Here is a 20,263-nt window from a genome sequence, read left to right as displayed (position 1 = left end):
TATTCTCCGAACCTTTCTACCTAATCATCGAAAAAACAATGCTTTTCACATCTAATACAGAATCCAGTATAAAATCAGCCCGATGTTCCTCGAATTCCTTTCTTCCTGTTAGCCCTGTTAACACCGCAGCAAATTGACATCCCATTTTTCTCGCTGCTAAAAGGTCCGCAAAGGAATCTCCAACGATCAGTATTTGATCTCCATGCTCTAGTGGCAATTGTTCCTTTAGACAACTCGCCACAGAGGTTTGATTCCCTTTCAATGCTTGAATATATGTGTACGGATGAGGCTTTGCCAATGGTGCGCAGTCCTGATGTTCCTTTTCCGCAAGAAGCACATTGTCAGCAGTAACAATTCGATTGGGGTCAAAATATTTATGCCATTGTAAGTATTCGAACGGCTTAACCGTTTCAAGCTCAGGCCGTCCTGTACCGATACCAATCGTTAATCCGGCGTCTGTTAAATCTTGAAACAATCCGCTTATTTCTTCGCGTGAAGCTAATGTTTGTTCATCTGTTAGAAATCCTTTTTTCCCCTTCTGAACAGAAGGTCTTCCTGTTGAGGAAAGAACATACTCATCGCCTACATACCATTCTTGAGAGACATGTTCACATATTGACCAAAGAACACTTTTCCCGCTAAAAATTTCCGTCTTTACTCCCAATTTTTTTTCGGCCAGTATATTTAAAAATTGAAATAATTCCGTTTTTGATTGTTGAAATTCAGGGATGAACAGGTCGAATTGAACATTAATATCATACTTGGATAATACTTCGTTTATTTCAAGCAGCGTTTTTCGGTCAATATCATTTTTTAACCACTCAGAAATCTTCGCTTGTTCTTTATCCTTTATCTGTGATAAAAGCTGAATAAGCTGAAAGCTAAATGTGAGATAAATCATATCCCAGTTCGCATTTAAACCTTTTGATTTTAAAAATTTCAGAACCTGGTCGTTAATGAAAACTGTATCTCGAATAGAAGCAATTTCCTCATCATTAAATGTCGTTTTAAATTGATCCGCTCCAAGTCCTAAATACTTTTCACTATGTATTAACTCCCACACCGTTAATGCGGAAGCATCAAAATACCGCTCCTCACTTAACAAAACGCCATCTATATCAAACAAAATTGTTTGAACCATGATCATCCTCCTTTATCTTATTAGTGTATCACAGAAAGATATCCATAGGAAAAACCACTGCCTGAATCGGCAGTGATTCATACTAGTTTTACATTTTCTTCATACTTCGTAATCTTATCTTCAAGCATCATTGTTAATGCGATATCATCTAATCCTTTCAAAAGCGTCTCCTTCTGATATGAATCAATGTCAAAATGGAGTTGCTCATTATCAAGAATAAGTTTCTGATTTTCCAGGTCAACCGTCATGAATAACGTTTCCGTTTCGGATCTTTCGAGTAATGATTGAGTATCTAACGTTATCGGTAATATGCCATTTTTCAAACAATTATTATAAAAAATATCTGCGAAACTTGGGGCGATGATTACTTTAAATCCGTAATCCTGCAGTGCCCACGGAGCGTGCTCACGAGAAGATCCACATCCAAAATTAGCTCCGGCAACGAGTATTTCGGCGCCCTGATATTTTTCTTGATTAAGAGGAAATTCCTCAATAGGTTCTCCTTTTTCATCATATCTCCAATGATAAAAAAGACATTCGCCAAACCCTTGTCTTTCAATTCTTTTTAAAAATTGTTTTGGGATGATTTGATCTGTATCGACATTTGTCCGGTCCAATGGTAAAACTAATCCTTTAAATGTTTCAAATGGTTGCACCAGCAATCACCTCCTATTGATAAACTTTCTCTATTTTTCTTACATCTACAAATCTTCCGTTAATAGCTGCAGCGGCAGCCATTTCAGGACTTACAAGATGGGTTCTTGATCCATTCCCTTGACGCCCTTCAAAGTTACGGTTTGAAGTAGAAGCACATCTTTCACCCGCCGGAACGACATCCGCATTCATCGCCAAGCACATGCTGCATCCGGATTCACGCCATTCAAATCCTGCTTCGATAAAGATTTTATCCAATCCTTCAGCTTCAGCTTGAGCTTTCACTGTTTGTGAACCTGGTACTACTAATGCTCTCACATTTTTATGGACATGATTTCCTTTTACTACATCTGCTGCTTTGCGCAAATCACTTAATCTAGAATTCGTGCAAGAACCAATGAAGACATGTTGGATTTCAATCTCCTTAAGTGAGGTTCCTTCTGTTAATCCCATATAATGAAGTGCTTTTCGAACGGATTCTTTTTCACTATTATTCTCAATCTCTTCAATGACAGGTAATTTATCATTAATTGATAAACACATAGAGGGATTTGTCCCCCATGTTACTTGGGGTTCAACAGTATCAGCATCAATTTCAATGGTTCGATCGTATTTGGCACCATCATCTGTTGCAAGACTTAACCAATATTCAGCACATTTATCAAATTCCTCTCCTTTAGGAGCGTACTTCCTTCCGCGTAGATAGGAAATCGTCGTTTCATCAGGACTGATTAATCCAGCTCTTGCACCTGCCTCAATCGACATATTACAGATTGTCATTCGTTCATCCATCGACATTTTCCGAATCGCTTCCCCGGTATACTCAACAATATGCCCGGTACCAACATCAATCCCAAATTTGCCTATAATCGCCAAAATTAAATCTTTCGCTGTCACACCATAACCCAGATTACCATTCACCTTTATTTGCAATGTTTTCGGACGACGTTGCCACAATGTTTGAGTGGCAAGTACATGTTCTACCTCACTTGTTCCGATTCCGAAAGCAATTGCACCGAATGCACCGTGTGTCGATGTATGACTATCCCCACAAACAATCGTTTTACCAGGTGTCGTTAATCCTAGCTCTGGACCGATGACATGTACAATCCCTTGGTCAGGATGATCAATACCCGCAAGCGGGATGTTAAATTCTTCACAGTTTTTCTCTAGTGTACTCATTTGCTTTTTAGCAATAGGATCATTTGAAATCCGATGCTTTGTTGTGGCTACATTATGATCAACAGTTGCAAAAGTTAAATCCGGTCTTCTCACTGTTCGATTATTCATCCTCAAACCTTCAAAGGCTTGAGGAGATGTTACTTCATGCACTAAATGTAAATCAATATATAGCAGATCTGGCTTTCCTTGTTCTTGATGGATCAAATGCTGATCCCAAATTTTTTCTATAATGTTTTTTGGTTGCATATGAATCCTCCTAAATATAAGCCGTTAAAATTCCTGAAATTGCTTGATTTTCATTAATAGAATCAATAATTTTATTGACCATTTCAGTTGTGCTCACTTGTGTTCCTTGTTGTACGTTTAAGTCCCCGGTATGGAATCCATCAGTCAATACTTTCATTACAGATTCCTCAATAATGTTTGCCTCTTTCTCAAGTCCGAACGAATATTTGAGCATTAAGGCAACAGACAATATCATCCCTAGTGGATTTGCCAGGTTTTTTCCTGCAATATCGGGTGCGGATCCATGTACAGGCTCATACAAGCCAACCATGTCACTTCGTAAACTTGCTGAAGGAAGCATACCAAGTGAGCCGGTAATCATCGAAGCCTCATCACTTAAAATATCTCCGAAAAGATTTTCCGTTACGATGACATCAAATTGCTCAGGCCGATAGATTAGCTGCATCGATGCTGAATCGACAAGCATATGCTCTACCTGAACATCAGGATAATTAGCGGATACTCGATTAACAACTTCACGCCACATTCGGCTTGATTCAAGGACATTTGCCTTATCTACTGAGGTTAGTTTTTTCCTTCGTTTTCTTGCCAATTGAAATGCTTTGTCTACGACTCTTTCAATTTCTTTGACATTATAAACTAATGTATCAATGGCTAAATCTTTATTGACTCCTCGTCTTTCACTAGGTTTTCCAAAATAAAGACCGCCAGTTAATTCACGAACAATCAATAAATCGACATGTTCGATGACTTCTTTTTTTAATGTTGAGGCATGAATAAGCGGTTGATAGGCATTGACCGGGCGCAGATTAGCAAAAAGGCCAAGTTCCTTTCTAATTCGAAGCAACCCTTGTTCCGGACGAATTGTATGAGTAGTTGAATCCCATTTCGGACCACCAACCGCTCCTAAAAGAATCGCATCGCTCTTGGAACATAAATCTAACGTTGTATCGGGAAGCGGATTACCACATTCATCGATGGCAGCACCACCAATCAAGCCTTGTTCGAAAATAAAATCATGTTGAAAACAATCCGATATCGCTTGAAGGACTCGCACAGCACCTTGCATTACTTCAGGTCCAATCCCATCACCAGGTAAAATTGCGATTCTTTTTTTCATAACCATTGCCTCCTTTGTATTTTTAAACGTGAAGTCGTTCTTTCTTTATTTCTTCCTGTACAATGACGCGATTTACTGCATTTAAATATGCCCTTGCCGAAGCCTCTAGCACGTCTTGCGCTGAACCTCTGCCTCCAGATTCAATTCCATCATATTTTACTTTTACATAAGCATCTGCCAATGCATCCCTTCCTGATCCAATGGATTGAAGCTTATAATCCATTAATTCAATAGGCTCATCGATCATGCGGGATAAGGTGTTATAAATGGCTTCCACACTTCCAGCACCTGTTGCTGCTTCTTCCAAAAATCTTCCGTCTGGTGCTTTAACAACAACTGTGGCCGTAGGCACATTATTCGTTCCATATTGTACTTGTATATTTTGAAGTTCATATGTTTTTACATTTATTTGTTCCGTTTGCTTATCAGCAAGAATTGTAAATAAATCTTCTTCGGTTACTTCCTTTTTCCGATCAGTTAATGCTTTGAACGAATCAAAAGCCTCTTTTAATTTTTCAGGAGTTAGTTCAAAGCCAAGTTCTAATGCTTTTTGTTTAAATGCATGACGTCCGGAGTGTTTTCCTAGCACAAGACTATTTGAAGATACTCCGATTAATTCCGGCGTAATAATTTCATAAGTAGATGCTTCTTTTAACACTCCATCTTGGTGGATACCGGATTCATGGGCGAAAGCATTTGCTCCGACGACTGCTTTGTTCCCCGGTACAACCATACCTGTCAATTTGCTAATCAGCTGACTCGTATGTTTGATTTCATTTAACTTTAAGCCTGTTTTCGCTTTGTAAAAATCATTTCTAATATGCAAAGCGACTGCAATTTCTTCTAATGCAGCATTTCCGGCCCTTTCACCAATTCCATTGATGGTCCCTTCAATTTGTCTTGCTCCGTTTTCTATAGCAGCTAAAGAGTTGGCGGTCGCCATACCAAGGTCATCATGACAATGGGCAGATAATATAACCTGGTCGATATTGGGAACGTTTTGTTGGATAAATGTAAAGAGGTTCCCGTATTCTGCAGGTGTACTATAGCCAACTGTATCGGGCAAATTAATGACTGTAGCGCCTGCTTTGATGACCTCAGTAATGATTTTCACTAAAAACCATTTATCTGAACGACTCGCGTCCTCTGCAGACCATTGTACTTGTGGGAATCTTTGTTTTGCGTATTTTACTGCTTCTACAGCAGATGCCAATACTTCATCTGGTGTTTTCTGCAGCTTATACGTCATATGGATTGGAGAGGTCGCTAGAAAAATATGAAGTCGCGGCTCTACAGAACCTTTTAGCGCGTCCCAAGCAATATCAATATCCTGTTTATGTGCTCTCGCTAATCCTGTAACAGAACTGTTTCGAATCGAATTGGCAATTGTTTGGACCGCTTGGAAATCTCCTTTAGAGGAAGCGGGAAATCCCGCCTCCATAATATCCACTCCAAGCCTCTCCAATTGTTTAGCTATTTCCAATTTCTCTAATTCATTCAAATTGACACCTATTGACTGTTCACCGTCTCTAAGAGTCGTATCGAATATATTAATTTTTTGCATATGCTGCCACTTCCTCTTGTTTTTGTTGTTTTTTAACAAATGGCATTAGTTTGCGTAATTCCTCACCAACTACTTCAATTGGATGCTGATTTTCACTTGAATTAATCGCATTAAATACTGGACGATTTGCTTGGTTTTCGAGAATCCAGCCTTTCGCAAATTGGCCGGATTGGATTTCTTTTAATAATTCACCCATGCGTTTCTTCGTTTCATCATTCACGACTCTAGGACCTGAAACGAAATCACCCCATTGTGCTGTGTCCGAAATAGAGTAGCGCATTCCTTTTAAGCCACCTTCATAAATTAAATCAACAATCAATTTCATTTCATGAAGACATTCGAAGTAAGCTACTTCCGGCTGGTATCCTGCTTCTGTTAATGTTTCAAAACCAGCTTTAATCAATGATGTTAATCCCCCACATAATACCGCCTGTTCACCGAATAGATCTGTTTCTGTTTCTTCTTTAAATGTAGTTTCTAATACTCCCGCTCTCGCGCCGCCGATTCCTTTTGAATACGCCAATGCTACTTCCTTCGCTTCTCCGGATACATCTTGGTATACACCAATTAATGCTGGCACTCCCGCACCTTCAACAAATGTGCGACGGACCAAATGTCCAGGACCTTTCGGTGCAACGAGAAATACATCTACATTTTCAGGAGGGACAATTTGGTTAAAATGAACGTTGAACCCATGTGCAAAAGCGATTGCTTTTCCAGGGTAAAGAGCTGGCTCAATTTCTTCTTTATATACTTGTGTTTGTCTTTCATCTGGTAGAAGAACCATGATCAAATCTGCTTCTTCGCTTGCTTCTCTTACTGTTTTTACAGAGAAACCATCCTGTTCTGCCTGCTCCCATGATTTTCCTTTTCGCAAACCAATGACAACATCAAATCCGCTGTCACGTAAGTTTTGTGCGTGTGCATGCCCTTGTGAACCATATCCTACAACCGCGATTTTTTTATTTTTCAATACCTCTACTTGAATATCTGAATCATAATATACTTTTGCCATGTCTAATCTTCTCCTTTTTTTTGGTTGTGCTGAACTTGGTTGTTGATTTCCGCTCCGGGCACTTCGCTCCAATCAACAGAGTTTCACAGAAATAACAATCACCTCTAGCACAGCCTTTTTTTAATAAAATTATTTTGGTTACATTTATAATGAGAGCCTATTTCAATAATGAGTATGACGTCAGCTCGGTCACCTGTTTTTGTGAGCCTCGTAAGAAAGCAGTTAGGCCAGTTCTGGCTATTTCTTTAATTCCATATGGTTTTAGCAAATCGATTAATGCTTCGATTTTATCTGTGTCTCCTGTGACTTGGATCGTGATGCTTTCGCGACTTACATCGATAATCGAAGCTCGGAATGGTTCAACAATCCCACCTATTTCATTGCGCGTTTGTGAATTGCTAAATACTTTTATTAACGCCAACTCTCTAGCCACAATGGCTTGATCGGTAATATCAGCCACCTTCAGAACATCAATGAGTTTGTTCAATTGCTTCGTCAGTTGCTCAACTTGTTGTTCTTCTTCTACATTGACGACAATCGTCATTCGCGAAATTTCATCGTTTTCGGTTCTGCCTACGGTAATGCTGTCAATATTGAATTGTCTTTTCGATAAAACTCCTGTGACCCGATTTAATACCCCGCTTTGGTTTAATACAGTTGCTGTTACAACGCGCTTCATGGCTTCACCCCTATCATTTCGTGCAATCCTTTTCCTGGTGCAATCATCGGATAGACATTCTCTTCTTGCTTGACGCGGCAGTCGATAACAATTGGTGAGGAATCAGTTAATACGGATGGTAATACCTCTTTTGCTTCATGCTCGGTTGTAATTCTTACTCCCTTAATTCCATAGCTTTCTGCTAGCTTAACGAAATCTGGTTGAACCGGTATTTTAGAATAGGAATACCGTTCTTCATAAAACGTTTGCTGCCATTGCCTTACCATTCCAAGTGATAAATTGTTGATGATCACCACTTTCACTGGAAGGTTTAACTCTTTTACAACTGAAAGTTCCTGTAATGTCATTTGAAATCCGCCATCACCAACAATTGCGACGACAGTTTGTTCCTGATTGGCTAGTTGTGCGCCAATTGCAGCTGGAAAACCAAATCCCATCGTTCCAAGACCACCCGAAGTTACCCATTGATGTGGTTTAGAAAAATGATAATACTGCGCTGCCCACATTTGGTGCTGACCGACATCCGTTGTGACGATCGCCTCTCCATTCGTGTATTGATGAATAAGCTCGATCACCCTTTGCGGCGACAATTCTTCCCCATTGTTGCTATGCCATAATGGATACGTTTTTTTATTTTCCGTTAATTTCTCGTTCCAATTTTTGAAATTTCCTGTTGCAGATTCCTCATCTAAAAGCTTCATTAGTGCTGCCTTTGCATCTGCAACGATCGGAATATGTGTTAGTACATTTTTACCAATTTCTGCTGCATCAATATCGATATGAGCGACCACAGCATTAGGAGCGAAATGTTTCAAGTTACCTGTTAAACGATCATCAAAGCGTGCCCCAATATTAATAAGCAGATCGGATTCATAAAGAGCCATATTCGCTGCATACGTACCATGCATACCGGCCATACCTAAAAACAGCGGATGTTCAGCTGGAAAACTTCCTAATCCGAGCAATGTATTCGTTACAGGAATTTCGTATTTTAAAGCAAAATCGAATAATAGTTCACTTGCCTTCGCATGTAATACACCTGCACCTGCTAAAATAACCGGTTTTGACGAACGTGATATCGCTTCTAGTAGTTTCTTAGTTTGCAGCACGTTCGGGTTGTAGTTTGGTTGATAACCAGGCAATTGGATATCTGCATTAAGGTTATGCTGCATTTTTTGTCCGCAAATATCTTTAGGTATATCAATCACTACCGGACCGGGACGACCAGTTGTAGCAATATGAAAGGCTTCTTTCACAATTCTTGGTAAATCCTTTACATCACGGACTTGATAATTATGTTTTGTTACCGGTGTGGTAATCCCAATGACATCTGCTTCCTGAAAAGCATCTGTACCAATGACTTGACTTGCTACTTGGCCTGTAATGACAACAAGTGGCAAAGAATCCATCATTGCATCGGTTAAACCCGTTATTAAATTTGTAGCACCTGGTCCAGATGTGGCAATTACAACCCCCGGCTTCCCCGTTACGCGTGCATAACCTTCTGCAGAGTGAATAGATCCTTGTTCATGGCGTGCTAGAACATGCTTGAGTTTCTTCCCATATAAGGCATCATAGATCGGTAATACAGCTCCTCCCGGATAACCAAAAATCACCTCTACACCCTCATTGATGATTAATTGAATGAGCAAGTCAGCTCCATTTAATTCTGCCGTCAACAATTGATCATCCGTCATTGCTTTAGTCTGCACTATTTTCCCTCCTATTTTTTTAAGCTTTGAATTCATATAAAAAAGCCTTCTCATCCTCAAAAATATGGCATCTATTAATCTACCAATTATGAAGGGATGAAAAGACTTCTTTTCACGGTACCACCCAACTTTATGCTATCCTTACGAAATAGCAACTCGTGTAGCAGCTTAAAGTTTTAAACGATAACTTCAAACTGTTACTTTTTTGTAACGAGTGTTTAAGTGAACACTCGGCTAATCCTACTTAATCTTTCAGACTAGCACTCCGAGGTGAGTTAGGATAAGAGGTATTATCGGTTTCCAGCAAGCCCGACTCTCTGTGAATACTTGATCTTATCCATTTGTCCTCGTCAACGTTTTTTGCTGTGATGGAATTTTCAATACTCCTCCAGTATTTGCTGATGTTACAAGTGCGGCATATCTTGCTAAATAGCCGGATGTAATCTTTGGCTCTGGAGGATTCCAGTTTCTTTTTCTATTTTCAAGTTCTGCATCTGTTAACATGACCTCAATTGTTCGGTTCGTTAAATCGATAAATATTTTATCGCCATTCTGGATGAAGGCGATTGGTCCACCTTCAGCAGCTTCTGGTGAAATGTGTCCAACACAGATCCCCCTCGTTGCCCCTGAAAATCTTCCATCGGTAATTAATGCGACACTTGTTGATAAACCCCTTCCGACGATTGATGAGGTTGGTGCCAGCATTTCCGGCATTCCCGGTCCGCCTTTTGGTCCTTCGTAACGGATGACAACGACATGACCTTCACGGACTAAACCACTATCAATGCCTTCTTGGGCATCCTCTTGGGATTCAAACACAATCGCTTCTCCAAGAAAGGTTTTAATCGACGGGTCAACCGCACCTACTTTAATCACCCCTCCATTCGGTGCAAGATTACCATTTAATATGGAAAGTCCACCGACTGGACTGTAGGCATTTTCAATTGGACGAATAACCTCTTTGTTTTTAATCGTATAATCTTTTACATTTTCAAATACGCTATGACCTGTTATTGTTAAGCGATCTCGATGAATTGCACCTTCGACTTTGCAAAGTTCATTAGTGATGGCACTGATTCCACCGGCTAAATGAATATCGTGCATCGAATAATCGGAGGCCGGGCTTATTTTTGCGAGATAAGGAACTCGTTTAGCGATTTCATTAATTTGATCAAGTTCATATTCAATACCAGCCTCATGAGCAATCGCTAGTGTATGTAAAACTGTATTTGTTGAACCCCCCATTGCCATATCAAGTGCAAAAGCATCATCAATTGCTTCTCTCGTTATAATATCGCGCGGTTTAATATCATTCTTGATACAGTTCATTAAATGGCCTACAGCTTCTTTAATAATTCGGTGCCTTTCATCGGATGTGGCAACAATTGTCGCATTTCCCGGTGGCGTTACCCCTAAAATTTCCATCAATGAGTTCATCGAATTGGCTGTGAACATCCCTGAGCATGATCCACATGTAGGGCAGGCGCTTGTTTCAAGTGCTTTTAACTGTTCTGCATCCATCTTTCCTGACTTATATGCTCCAACACCTTCGAAAACAGATGTTAAGGAAAGATTTTTTCCGTCTTCAGATTTACCTGCCTCCATTGGACCGCCCGAAACGAAAACAGATGGAACATTGGTCCTTGCTGCTGCCATTAGCATTCCGGGTGTTATTTTGTCACAGTTTGGAATGTAAAAGACTCCATCGAACCAGTGAGCATTTATTACTGTTTCGGCACTATCAGCAATTATTTCCCTACTAGGAAGGGAATATCTCATACCGATATGCCCCATTGCAATTCCATCATCTACACCAATTGTGTTAAATTCAAATGGAACTCCGCCTGCTTCCCAAATGGCTTCTTTCACGACTTCTGCAAATTTATTTAAATGTTTATGTCCTGGTATAATATCTACATAGGAATTACAAACACCGATAAAAGGCTTATTTAAGTCCTTTGTTTTAACACCAGCTGCATAAAGCAAGCTTCGATGTGGAGCACGGTCAATTCCTTTTTTTATCATGTCACTTCGCATGCCGCTACTTTTCATTCCTTTCACTTAACTTACTTGAATGTGGCTTTCTTCATACACCTTTGTGCCATCTTTCGTAACCGCATTTCGGAAACCGGTCAATAACTGCTTTGTTACCTCCCCTGGCTGGCCATCCCCGATTTTTCTTCCATCCACCTTCACTACGGCGATAACTTCCGCTGCAGTGCCGGTTAAGAAAACCTCATCGGCAGTGTACACATCATGTCTAGTAAACACATCTTCGCGAATATCGAAGCCTTGTTGTTTAGCCAGTTCAATAATTACATTTCTTGTAATACCTTCGAGAGCTCCGATATATCCGGGAGGTGTTTTAATGATGCCATCTTTAACAATGAACACATTGTCTCCGGAACCTTCTGCAATATAGCCTTGGTCATTCATCATCAATGCCTCACTAGCTCCTGCTAAACTCGCTTCAATTTTTACGAGAATATTATTTAAGTAGTTGAGTGATTTTACTTTTGGACTTAACACATCGGATCGATTACGTCTGCTTGGCACGGAGACAACTTCAATGCCGGTTTCATAAAGCTCCTTTGGAAATAATGCCAAAGGTTCAGCAATGATAATGACCCCAGGATTATGACAAGTAAATGGACTGAGTCCTAAATCGCCAACACCCCTTGAGACGACTACCCGAATATATGCATCGTTTAATTCATTTTTTTTCAAAGTTTCAACGATCAATTCACTTAATTCTTCTTTTGTAAAAGGAATTTCTAACATGATTGAGTGTGCTGATTCGTATAACCGTTTTATATGATCATCCAGTCGAAACACATTCCCACTATACATACGAATGCCTTCAAACACACCGTCACCATATAAGAAACCATGATCGTAAACAGAGACAACAGCCTCTTCCTTTTTTACAAAACGGTCATTTAGGAAAATCCATTTGTCTGACAAAACTACTCAATCCTTTCAACTTCGATTATGAATCTTTAGAAAAATTATTTAATTGTTGACAATCATACGCCTATAAAATTGGCAGGTCAACCCCTTTTGAATAAATTTTTTGACTATTTCGATTAAACTGTTAATTAGTAAACGCTTACATTACTTTCGTTATCGTATTTCTTCTAAAAAAATTTTTTATAAAAGTTTTGACTTTTTTACTAATATTCATTTTTTTCATAATAAAAAGGGAAATTTCTATAAATAGGGTTGTTATTTGCTTTCATTTCGGATTATAATGTCCGTTATAGGTAGACAGTTGTATTTCTGAAAAAGATGAATTTACAAGAATGGAGTGAAAGCTTTGAAGAAAATTTCAGTAGGATTATTAGGATTTGGAACTGTAGGAACCGGTGTTGTTCATTTACTAACGAATGACCAACAAAGATTGGTTCAACAAACAGGCTCGCAAATTCAAATTAGTAAAATTCTTGTAAAAGATCGAGAAAAATCGCGAAAGATGGATCAATATGATCATCTTCTAACATTGAATCCTAGTGATGTCATCGATAATCCTGAGATTGATATTATTATTGAAGTGATGGGTGGAATTGATGACACGAGGAAATATATTCATAGAGCACTAAAAAATAAAAAACATGTCATTACAGCTAATAAAGATTTAATGGCTCTTTATGGTACAGAATTATTGCAGGCTGCAGCAGATGAAGGTTGTGATTTATACTATGAGGCCAGCGTTGGCGGCGGCATTCCAATTCTACGAGGTTTAACGGATGGCCTAGCAGCTGATCGGATTAAAAAATTGATTGGGATCGTTAATGGAACGACAAATTATATTTTGAGTAAAATGAGTCACCAATCAGTTAGTTACGAAAAGGTTCTTCAAGAAGCGCAATCACTTGGATTTGCTGAAGCTGACCCTACTTCAGACGTAGAGGGTTTAGATGCCGCGAGAAAGATGGTTATCTTAAGTCATTTAGCCTATTCGATTCCAGTCACATTAGAGGATGTAAAAGTTGAAGGAATCACCCGTGTGGCTGAAGAAGATATTCAATATAGTAAAAAACTTGGCTATGCTATTAAGCTAGTAGGAATAGCAGAGGTGGAGGATGACGAAATTGATATCCGTGTCGGACCAACCCTTCTCCCATTTAACCACCCGCTTGCATCCGTTGATAATGAATTTAACGCGATTTATGTGTATGGCCACTCTGTCGGTGAAACGATGTTCTATGGTCCCGGTGCCGGAGAGCTTCCAACCGCAATTGCTGTCGTATCCGATTTAATAACAGTGGTCAAAAATATGGCCTACGGAATAAACGGTAAACATATATTTCTACCTCTCCAAGAGAAAAAATGCAAATCAAGTGAAACGGTAGAAAGTCAATATTTCCTCCGCCTTCATGTGAAAGATCAGCCTGGCGCATTGTCAAAGGTAACCGGATTATTTAATGATCAAGGCATGAGTTTACAAAAAATCATTCAAGAACCTTTATTATCAGGAAACTTGGCCGAAGTAGCCATCATTACACATACAACAGAGCAACAACGTTTTGAACAAATCTATCAGCTTTTAAAAGACTTAGAGGATGTTATCGATGTTAAAAGCTACTATCGCGTAGAAGGGATGAAATAATATGTATTGGCAAGGATTGATAAAACAATATGAGGAATATTTACCAATAAACGAACATACTCCGGCACTTAGTTTGATGGAAGGAAACACACCTTTAATCCCTTTAACGAAACTATCGGAAAAGTGGCAGTCAGAAATATACGTTAAATATGAGGGAGCAAACCCGACTGGCAGTTTTAAAGATCGAGGCATGGTACTGGCAGTAGCCAAAGCAAAAGAAAACGGCAGTCGCGGGGTAATATGCGCATCAACCGGTAATACAGCCGCTGCTGCTGCTGCCTACAGCACCCGGGCAGGGCTCGATTGTTTAATTGTTATTCCAAAAGGCAAAATTGCATTAGGTAAGCTAGCTCAAGCCATCATGTATGGTGCTAAAATATATGAAATCGAAGGAAATTTTGATCAAGCCCTTGAAATGGTTATACATACGGCTAAACATTCCGAATACACACTTGTCAATTCTGTTAATCCTTATCGTTTAGAAGGACAAAAAACAGCTGCCTTTGAAATTTGTGAACAATTAGATGGAGCTCCCGATATTTTATCCATACCTGTCGGAAATGCCGGCAATATTTCCGCCTATTGGAAAGGCTTTAAAGAATTCCATCAGAAAAAGGGATATTCACTGCCGAAAATGCACGGGTTTGAGGCTGAGGGTTCTGCTGCAATAGCGAAAAATCAAGTCATTGAATTCCCGGAAACGATTGCCACTGCCATTCGAATTGGGAATCCTGCAAGTTGGAAGCTAGCAGTTGAAGCAGCAGATGAATCAAATGGAAAAATTGATTTTGTCACGGATGAAGAGATTTTGGAAACCTATCGGGAACTTGCTAGTTTGGAAGGTATTTTCGCGGAACCTGCTTCATGTGCATCTATTGCCGGAATAAAGAAACAAATACAGACTGGCGAAATTAAAAAAGGAAGTAAGATTGTTGCAGTATTAACAGGTAATGGTTTGAAAGATCCTGCTACTGCTATGGATCAATTAAATTTGCAGCCGATCACTTTACAGGCAAATAAAGATGAACTACTCCACAATCTTAAGCAGGTGGCACAATGAAACATTTTCAATTTACCTTAAAAGTTCCAGGAAGTACGTCAAATCTTGGACCCGGATTTGATTCAATCGGTTTAGCTATTAATCGCTTTTTAACAATTCATGTTGAATCAGCTGACAGGTGGGATATCCATTTTACGAATAACGAAATTGTGCTGCCTGATGTAAAAGAAAATTTGTTTTATCGTGCAGCATATCGTGTAAGTGAGTTATATAAAAAACAACTGCCCCCTTTAAAGATTGTCATGGATAGTGAAATCCCACTTGCTCGCGGGCTTGGAAGCAGTGCAGCAGCAATTGTTGGGGGTATTGAAACCGCAAATTTAGTTCTTGAGCTTAACTTGCCCCTTAAAGAAAAAGGTTATATCGCAAGCAGTTTTGAAGGACATCCGGATAATGCTACTGCTTCATTATTAGGAGGACTAACGATCTCTACACATACGGATGAATCAACAGAAACGATTGTATGCGCGGCACCAAATATTGATATTGTTGCAATGATTCCATCATTTGAATTACAAACAAAAAAAGCAAGAGCCGTTTTACCAGATCAATTGTCGTATAAACAGGCAGTTGAAGCGAGCAGTATAAGCAATGTATTAGTTGCAGCGATTTTTCAAAATGATTGGGTCCTAGCCGGAAAAATGATGGAAAAGGATTTATTCCATCACCCTTATCGAAAACAATTAGTGCCAGACCTTGATAAAATTACTGAATTAGGTCATGAATTGGGTGTATATGGAACCATTCTAAGCGGTGCGGGGCCGACCATTATATCCTTTGTACCTAAGAATAAAGGGGAAAGTATCGGTCAGCTGTATACACAACAATTTACAAACTATCAATACGAAGTATTACAGCCTGTTTCACATGGTGTCATAAAAAAATTCTTCACGACAACGAAATGAAGCTTTTACGGCATTAATTATTAGAAAAGCGCAAGCGCCTTGGTCAGCCCCGACAGCAAATGTTCTTCGAAAAAAAAGTCCGCTCTTTGACTTTTATTGCCGAAGGTTATTTGACCTCGAGGGGCTAGGCGCTGGAGCTGGACATTGCAGGATACTTTGTAAGACTGATGACATAAAAAGTTTATAATTTCTTTTCTTTCGGAAAAAAAAACTCCCAAACTATAGGGAGGTTTCATATGTAATGACTAAGAAATCGACTTTTCTATCGCACTATCCCAATCAGGAAAGTAATACAGTGCATTTCTCATCAATTCGGGATGAGACTTTTTAATACTTTTTTTATTTAACTTCATACCACCCGTATGCAACTGGCGGATTTCATCCAAAACCTGCTCAACACTCATATCCACTTCCATCCCACACACCTCCCTCCCGCACATACTATCTACATAATTACCCAAATAAACAAAAAACATACAAAACGGTGTCAGGCACCGAAAATGGACATCTGTACGCACATAAAAGACAATTGTTCGTGAATTGCATGGTGCTTGGGTTTTCGGGAATAAAAAAAGGGCAACGGCAGTTAGTCTGACACGTCACCCATTTTATTTATTCTTAATCACCAATTTTAAAGCTAATAAATTTTTGTTCCATCATTTCTTCCATGGCATATCTTATTCCTTCTCGACCGACGCCGCTATCTTTCCAACCGCCATATGGCATATTATCGATTCGATAGGTCGGAATATCATTGACGATTACCCCACCAGTTTCAAGACGTTCTGCCGCATAAAATGCTCGTTCAAGACTTGGTGTCATAATGCCTGAATTTAGTCCGTAACGGGAATCATTTGCATCATTAATTGCATCATCTAACGTATCGAATGGGAAAATACAAACAACCGGGCCAAATATTTCATAACGAAATACTTTTGAATCTCGATTTACATTCGTTAATACAGTTGGCAATAATGCGTTTCCTTCTGTTTTCCCGCCACATTCAATTGTGGCTCCCTCTTGTACAGCTTCCGCTATCCAGCTTTGAATACGATCCAATGATTTTTTCGAAATAACTGCTGTGATGTTTGTATCTTCATCAAGGGGAGAGCCGACCACAAGCTGTTTTGTCCGACTAACAAATTTCTCGACAAACTTCTGATAAAGCGATTGATGAACATAAATCCGTTGAATGGAAATGCACACTTGCCCATTAAACGAAAATGACCCCATCACACTTCTTTCGATTACCTGATCGATGTCCACACCTTCATCAATAATAAAAGGTGAGTTCGATCCTAGTTCGAGGGTAAGCTTGCGAAAACCGGCTTGCTGCTGAATAATATGTCCAACTTCCACACTTCCTGTAAAAGTAACTTTTTTCACATGCGGATGGGTAGTGAGCACCTCACTAAGAACATCCCCTTTTCCAGGAATAATATTTAAAACACCATCAGGTAATCCAGCTTCTTTAAAAATTTCCGCCAACACAAGTGCGCTTAACGGAGTTTGTTCAGCAGGCTTTAACACGATCGAGTTTCCTGCGGCTATTGCGGGTCCTACCTTATGTGCAACTAAATTAAATGGAAAATTAAAAGGCGTAATCGCCGTTACTACACCAATCGGAGTTTTTATCGTAAAACCAAATCGTTTTTCTCCACCTTCTGCTGCATCCATCGGAATCTGTTCACCATAATTACTTTTTGCCGCTTCTGCTGCAAAACGATACGTTTGGACCGTACGACTTATTTCCTCTCTCGCATTTCTTATTGATTTTGCCGCTTCTAATGCAATAATTTTAGCTAATTCCTCACTTCGTTCTTCCATAATTGTTGCCACTTTAGCTAAAATTTTTGCTCTTGCATGAGCAGGATACCCCCTAAACTTTTGAAACGCGGCATGTGCTTCAACAACTGCCTCCACAGCATCAGCAGGTTCCGCTTGTCCTATTTGAGCGATTTCTTCATTTGTATGTGGATTATACAACGCTTCATACTCTTTTGGTTCGCGCCATTTCCCACCGATCCATAACTGCCATTTTTTCTTCATCTTTATTCCCTCCAAGCATTACTTATAATTTACAAATATAATCACCCAATGATTTCGATAGCTTTACATTTTCCGAATAGTCCACATCGACATCGATTAAAACAATATCTTCCTCTTTCATTGCTTCTTCAAGAGCAGGTAATAATTCGTCTGAATGAGTGATCTTTATTCCCTTTACCCCAAAACTTCTCGCAAATTCCAAAAAGTCAGGATTCGTAAATGGAATGCCATTATTCCAATGCTAGTTCAACAAAGTCATACCCTAACTATAATGATAACTCTGCCAAGTCGAATTCACAAAAAATATAGCCTACTGCCTGCATTCCCTATGCTTTTTGGATAGCTTTCCAATTTCCATAGGAGTTTATGTGAAGGAAATATTAAGTATAAATAAATTTAGGTTCGATTAAATTATACTCATATAGTATTTCTTTTATCAGGAGGATTATGGATGAAGCTTGCAGATATATTAATTATTATCGGATTTTTTGTAGTTGCCGTTATTGTCATTGCGATTGTCATATTTCTTATCTATTTATTAATTTTTGATCGCAATCAGAAGAGTCATTCTATTTTACGAAATTATCCTGCACTCGGTCGTATTCGCTATTTCTTTGAAAAAATTGGCCCTGAAATGCGGCAATATTGGTTTAACAGCGATACTGAAGGTAAGCCGTTTTCAAGAGATGATTATGAGCATATCGTCAAAGGTGCGAAGTATAAACGTGATGTTGTCGGATTTGGTTCAAGACGTGATTTCGATGAGGAAGGTTTTTACGTACGCAACGATATGTTTCCGAAATTAACCGAAGAAATCAAAATGGATGACGAAGCAAAAGTTTTTACAAAAAGATATTTATTGTTGAAGGATCCAATTTTTTCACAAAGAGAGGAAAAATGGGAAGATGATGAGTCACCAGCCTATTTACTCCATGATGATGATGCAGTTGTCATTGGTCCCAATACAAAATATCCTTTTGTATTAAAAGGTTTGATCGGGATGTCTGCCATGAGTTACGGTGCCTTGGGGAAAAATGCAATCACCGCATTATCAAAAGGATTAGGAATGGCAAAAGGAACGTGGATGAATACCGGCGAAGGTGGTTTATCTCCATATCATCTTGAAGGTGATGTCGATATCATCATGCAAATCGGTCCCGGTTTATTTGGTATCAGAGATAAAAATGGCGATGTCGACTGGGAAGAGTTAAAAAGGAAAAGTGAAATACCCCAAATAAAAGCATTTGAATTAAAACTAGCCCAAGGTGCCAAAACTCGTGGTGGGCATATAGATGGTGAAAAGGTGAATCCGGAAATTGCGGAAATCCGGAAAGTTGAACCGTATAAATCGGTCGATAGTCCAAACCGATTTCATCAATTCAGTGATGTACCGTCAATGTGTGATTTTATCGAAAAAATTCGAAATGAAACGGGAAAACCCGTTGGGATGAAGATTGTTGTCGGTGGAAATGATAGTGTCGAAGAATTAGCAAAATATATGAAAGAAACGGGAAAAGGTCCCGATTTCATTACCGTTGATGGTGGTGAAGGTGGAACGGGTGCTTCCTATCAAGAGTTAATTGATAGTGTAGGCCTACCAATCAAATCGGCACTTCCCATACTTGTTTCAACGCTACAAAAATACGGAGTACGTGATCGTGTAAAAATTATTGCATCCGGGAAATTATTTACCCCGGATCGAATCGCAATTGCACTAGCAATGGGAGCGGACTTAGTTAATATTGCGCGGGGGTTTATGATTACCGTCGGATGTATCCAAACGTTGAAATGTCACTCCAATGCCTGTCCAGTTGGCGTCGCAACAACCGATCCCGATCTTCAAAAAGCACTTGTTATTGACGAAAAGAAATACCGAGTTGTCAATTTCCTTGTGACATTAAGAAAAGGGTTATTCCGAATATCAGCTGCTGCAGGTATTGACTCACCCGTTCATTTTGCACCAAAACATGTGATGTATAAAGATGATAAAGGTGTTGTCTATTCTTTAGAAAGTATCCTTCAAGATATCCAGAAACAAATCGGTGACGTGAGCTAATCCTTTTTGATAATAACAATCATCTTATTTTCGTCCAATTCGAGAAGGAAAGTCGGTTAAATTCGTACTTACGTGCACGTATCCGTCAGATGCATGCAGGAAACTCGGTTTTTTCTTTGCTCTCGTGCTCGTATCCATCGGATGCGTGAAGGTAAGGCATCTTTTTCCGAGCTCTCGTGCATGAATCCATCGGATACGTGCAGGTAAGGTATCTCTTTCCGTGTTCTCGTGCATGAATCCGCAAGATACATGAAGGTATGGCGTCTTTTTC

At 39.4% G+C, this 20,263-nt stretch carries 18 protein-coding genes and 1 other annotated feature; of the genes, 4 read left to right on the top strand and 14 right to left on the bottom strand.

Features of this window, described 5'->3' with window-relative positions:
• Positions 1 to 16 precede the first annotated feature (16 nt).
• The 10 genes from B5V89_RS07375 to ilvE all read right to left on the bottom strand — a co-directional run bounded on the left by B5V89_RS07375 (position 17) and on the right by ilvE (position 12,277).
• The gene (locus tag B5V89_RS07375; RefSeq protein WP_066226408.1) at positions 17 to 1,141 is read right to left on the bottom strand and encodes an HAD family hydrolase; all 1,125 of its coding nucleotides are present in this window, start codon (positions 1,139 to 1,141) and stop codon (positions 17 to 19) included.
• Positions 1,142 to 1,218: 77 nt separating this feature from the next.
• Positions 1,219 to 1,797: a 3-isopropylmalate dehydratase small subunit gene (leuD, locus tag B5V89_RS07370; protein ID WP_108071245.1), complete on the bottom strand. Its 579-nt coding sequence runs from the start codon at positions 1,795 to 1,797 to the stop codon at positions 1,219 to 1,221.
• A 13-nt stretch (positions 1,798 to 1,810) separates the two neighbouring features.
• Positions 1,811 to 3,223: a 3-isopropylmalate dehydratase large subunit gene (leuC, locus tag B5V89_RS07365; RefSeq protein ID WP_066226404.1), complete on the bottom strand. Its 1,413-nt coding sequence runs from the start codon at positions 3,221 to 3,223 to the stop codon at positions 1,811 to 1,813.
• A gap of 10 nt (positions 3,224 to 3,233) precedes the next feature.
• Positions 3,234 to 4,343 (bottom strand): 3-isopropylmalate dehydrogenase, encoded by a 1,110-nt coding sequence (leuB, locus tag B5V89_RS07360; protein ID WP_108071243.1) that lies wholly within the window; start codon positions 4,341 to 4,343, stop codon positions 3,234 to 3,236.
• Positions 4,344 to 4,365: 22 nt separating this feature from the next.
• Complete coding sequence (locus B5V89_RS07355; RefSeq protein WP_108071241.1) at positions 4,366 to 5,907, bottom strand: 2-isopropylmalate synthase; 1,542 nt, start codon at positions 5,905 to 5,907, stop codon at positions 4,366 to 4,368.
• Positions 5,894 to 6,922, bottom strand: coding sequence for a ketol-acid reductoisomerase (gene ilvC, locus B5V89_RS07350; RefSeq protein WP_066226398.1), 1,029 nt, complete (start codon positions 6,920 to 6,922; stop codon positions 5,894 to 5,896). Before ilvC ends, B5V89_RS07355 begins: the two co-directional genes overlap by 14 nt.
• Before the next feature lie 157 nt (positions 6,923 to 7,079).
• Complete coding sequence (gene ilvN / locus B5V89_RS07345; RefSeq protein WP_108071239.1) at positions 7,080 to 7,601, bottom strand: acetolactate synthase small subunit; 522 nt, start codon at positions 7,599 to 7,601, stop codon at positions 7,080 to 7,082.
• Positions 7,598 to 9,298 carry an acetolactate synthase large subunit gene (ilvB, locus tag B5V89_RS07340; protein ID WP_108071303.1) on the bottom strand — a complete coding sequence of 567 codons (1,701 nt, stop codon included), beginning with the start codon at positions 9,296 to 9,298 and terminating at the stop codon, positions 7,598 to 7,600. Before ilvB ends, ilvN begins: the two co-directional genes overlap by 4 nt.
• Positions 9,299 to 9,402: 104 nt before the next feature.
• Positions 9,403 to 9,676, bottom strand: a binding site (T-box leader).
• Positions 9,647 to 11,350, bottom strand: coding sequence for a dihydroxy-acid dehydratase (gene ilvD / locus B5V89_RS07335; RefSeq protein ID WP_108071301.1), 1,704 nt, complete (start codon positions 11,348 to 11,350; stop codon positions 9,647 to 9,649). (Overlaps the previous feature by 30 nt.)
• Positions 11,351 to 11,374: 24 nt before the next feature.
• A complete protein-coding gene (gene ilvE / locus B5V89_RS07330; RefSeq protein WP_066226394.1) occupies positions 11,375 to 12,277 on the bottom strand; it encodes a branched-chain-amino-acid transaminase in 903 nt (300 codons plus the stop codon).
• Between the two features lie 352 nt (positions 12,278 to 12,629).
• Between ilvE and B5V89_RS07325 the strand changes: the two genes are divergently transcribed.
• The 3 genes from B5V89_RS07325 to thrB are packed head-to-tail and all read left to right on the top strand — an operon-like array spanning position 12,630 to position 15,887.
• Positions 12,630 to 13,922: a homoserine dehydrogenase gene (locus B5V89_RS07325; protein WP_066226392.1), complete on the top strand. Its 1,293-nt coding sequence runs from the start codon at positions 12,630 to 12,632 to the stop codon at positions 13,920 to 13,922.
• A 1-nt stretch (position 13,923) separates the two neighbouring features.
• Positions 13,924 to 14,982: a threonine synthase gene (thrC, locus tag B5V89_RS07320; protein ID WP_108071237.1), complete on the top strand. Its 1,059-nt coding sequence runs from the start codon at positions 13,924 to 13,926 to the stop codon at positions 14,980 to 14,982.
• Positions 14,979 to 15,887 (top strand): homoserine kinase, encoded by a 909-nt coding sequence (gene thrB, locus B5V89_RS07315; RefSeq protein ID WP_108071235.1) that lies wholly within the window; start codon positions 14,979 to 14,981, stop codon positions 15,885 to 15,887. Before thrC ends, thrB begins: the two co-directional genes overlap by 4 nt.
• 245 nt (positions 15,888 to 16,132) lie before the next feature.
• Here thrB and B5V89_RS20050 read toward each other — a convergent pair whose 3' ends face one another.
• The 3 genes from B5V89_RS20050 to B5V89_RS07305 form a co-directional block, all read right to left on the bottom strand.
• Positions 16,133 to 16,303, bottom strand: a complete 171-nt coding sequence (locus B5V89_RS20050; protein WP_181294630.1) for a hypothetical protein — start codon at positions 16,301 to 16,303, stop codon at positions 16,133 to 16,135.
• A 202-nt stretch (positions 16,304 to 16,505) separates the two neighbouring features.
• A complete protein-coding gene (locus B5V89_RS07310; RefSeq protein ID WP_108071232.1) occupies positions 16,506 to 17,936 on the bottom strand; it encodes an aldehyde dehydrogenase family protein in 1,431 nt (476 codons plus the stop codon).
• A 22-nt stretch (positions 17,937 to 17,958) separates the two neighbouring features.
• Complete coding sequence (locus B5V89_RS07305) at positions 17,959 to 18,162, bottom strand: thiamine pyrophosphate-dependent enzyme (RefSeq protein WP_084347369.1); 204 nt, start codon at positions 18,160 to 18,162, stop codon at positions 17,959 to 17,961.
• A gap of 225 nt (positions 18,163 to 18,387) precedes the next feature.
• Between B5V89_RS07305 and B5V89_RS07300 the strand changes: the two genes are divergently transcribed.
• A complete protein-coding gene (locus B5V89_RS07300; RefSeq protein WP_108071230.1) occupies positions 18,388 to 19,992 on the top strand; it encodes an FMN-binding glutamate synthase family protein in 1,605 nt (534 codons plus the stop codon).
• Between the two features lie 24 nt (positions 19,993 to 20,016).
• Here B5V89_RS07300 and B5V89_RS20310 read toward each other — a convergent pair.
• On the bottom strand, positions 20,017 to 20,263 hold a 247-nt coding region (locus tag B5V89_RS20310), incomplete at its 5' end, for a hypothetical protein (protein WP_213083804.1).

It is taken from the genome of Heyndrickxia sporothermodurans (assembly GCF_003055045.1).
Lineage (GTDB): Bacteria > Bacillota > Bacilli > Bacillales > Bacillaceae_C > Heyndrickxia > Heyndrickxia sporothermodurans.
This window is presented reverse-complemented; position numbering and strand designations above follow the sequence as displayed.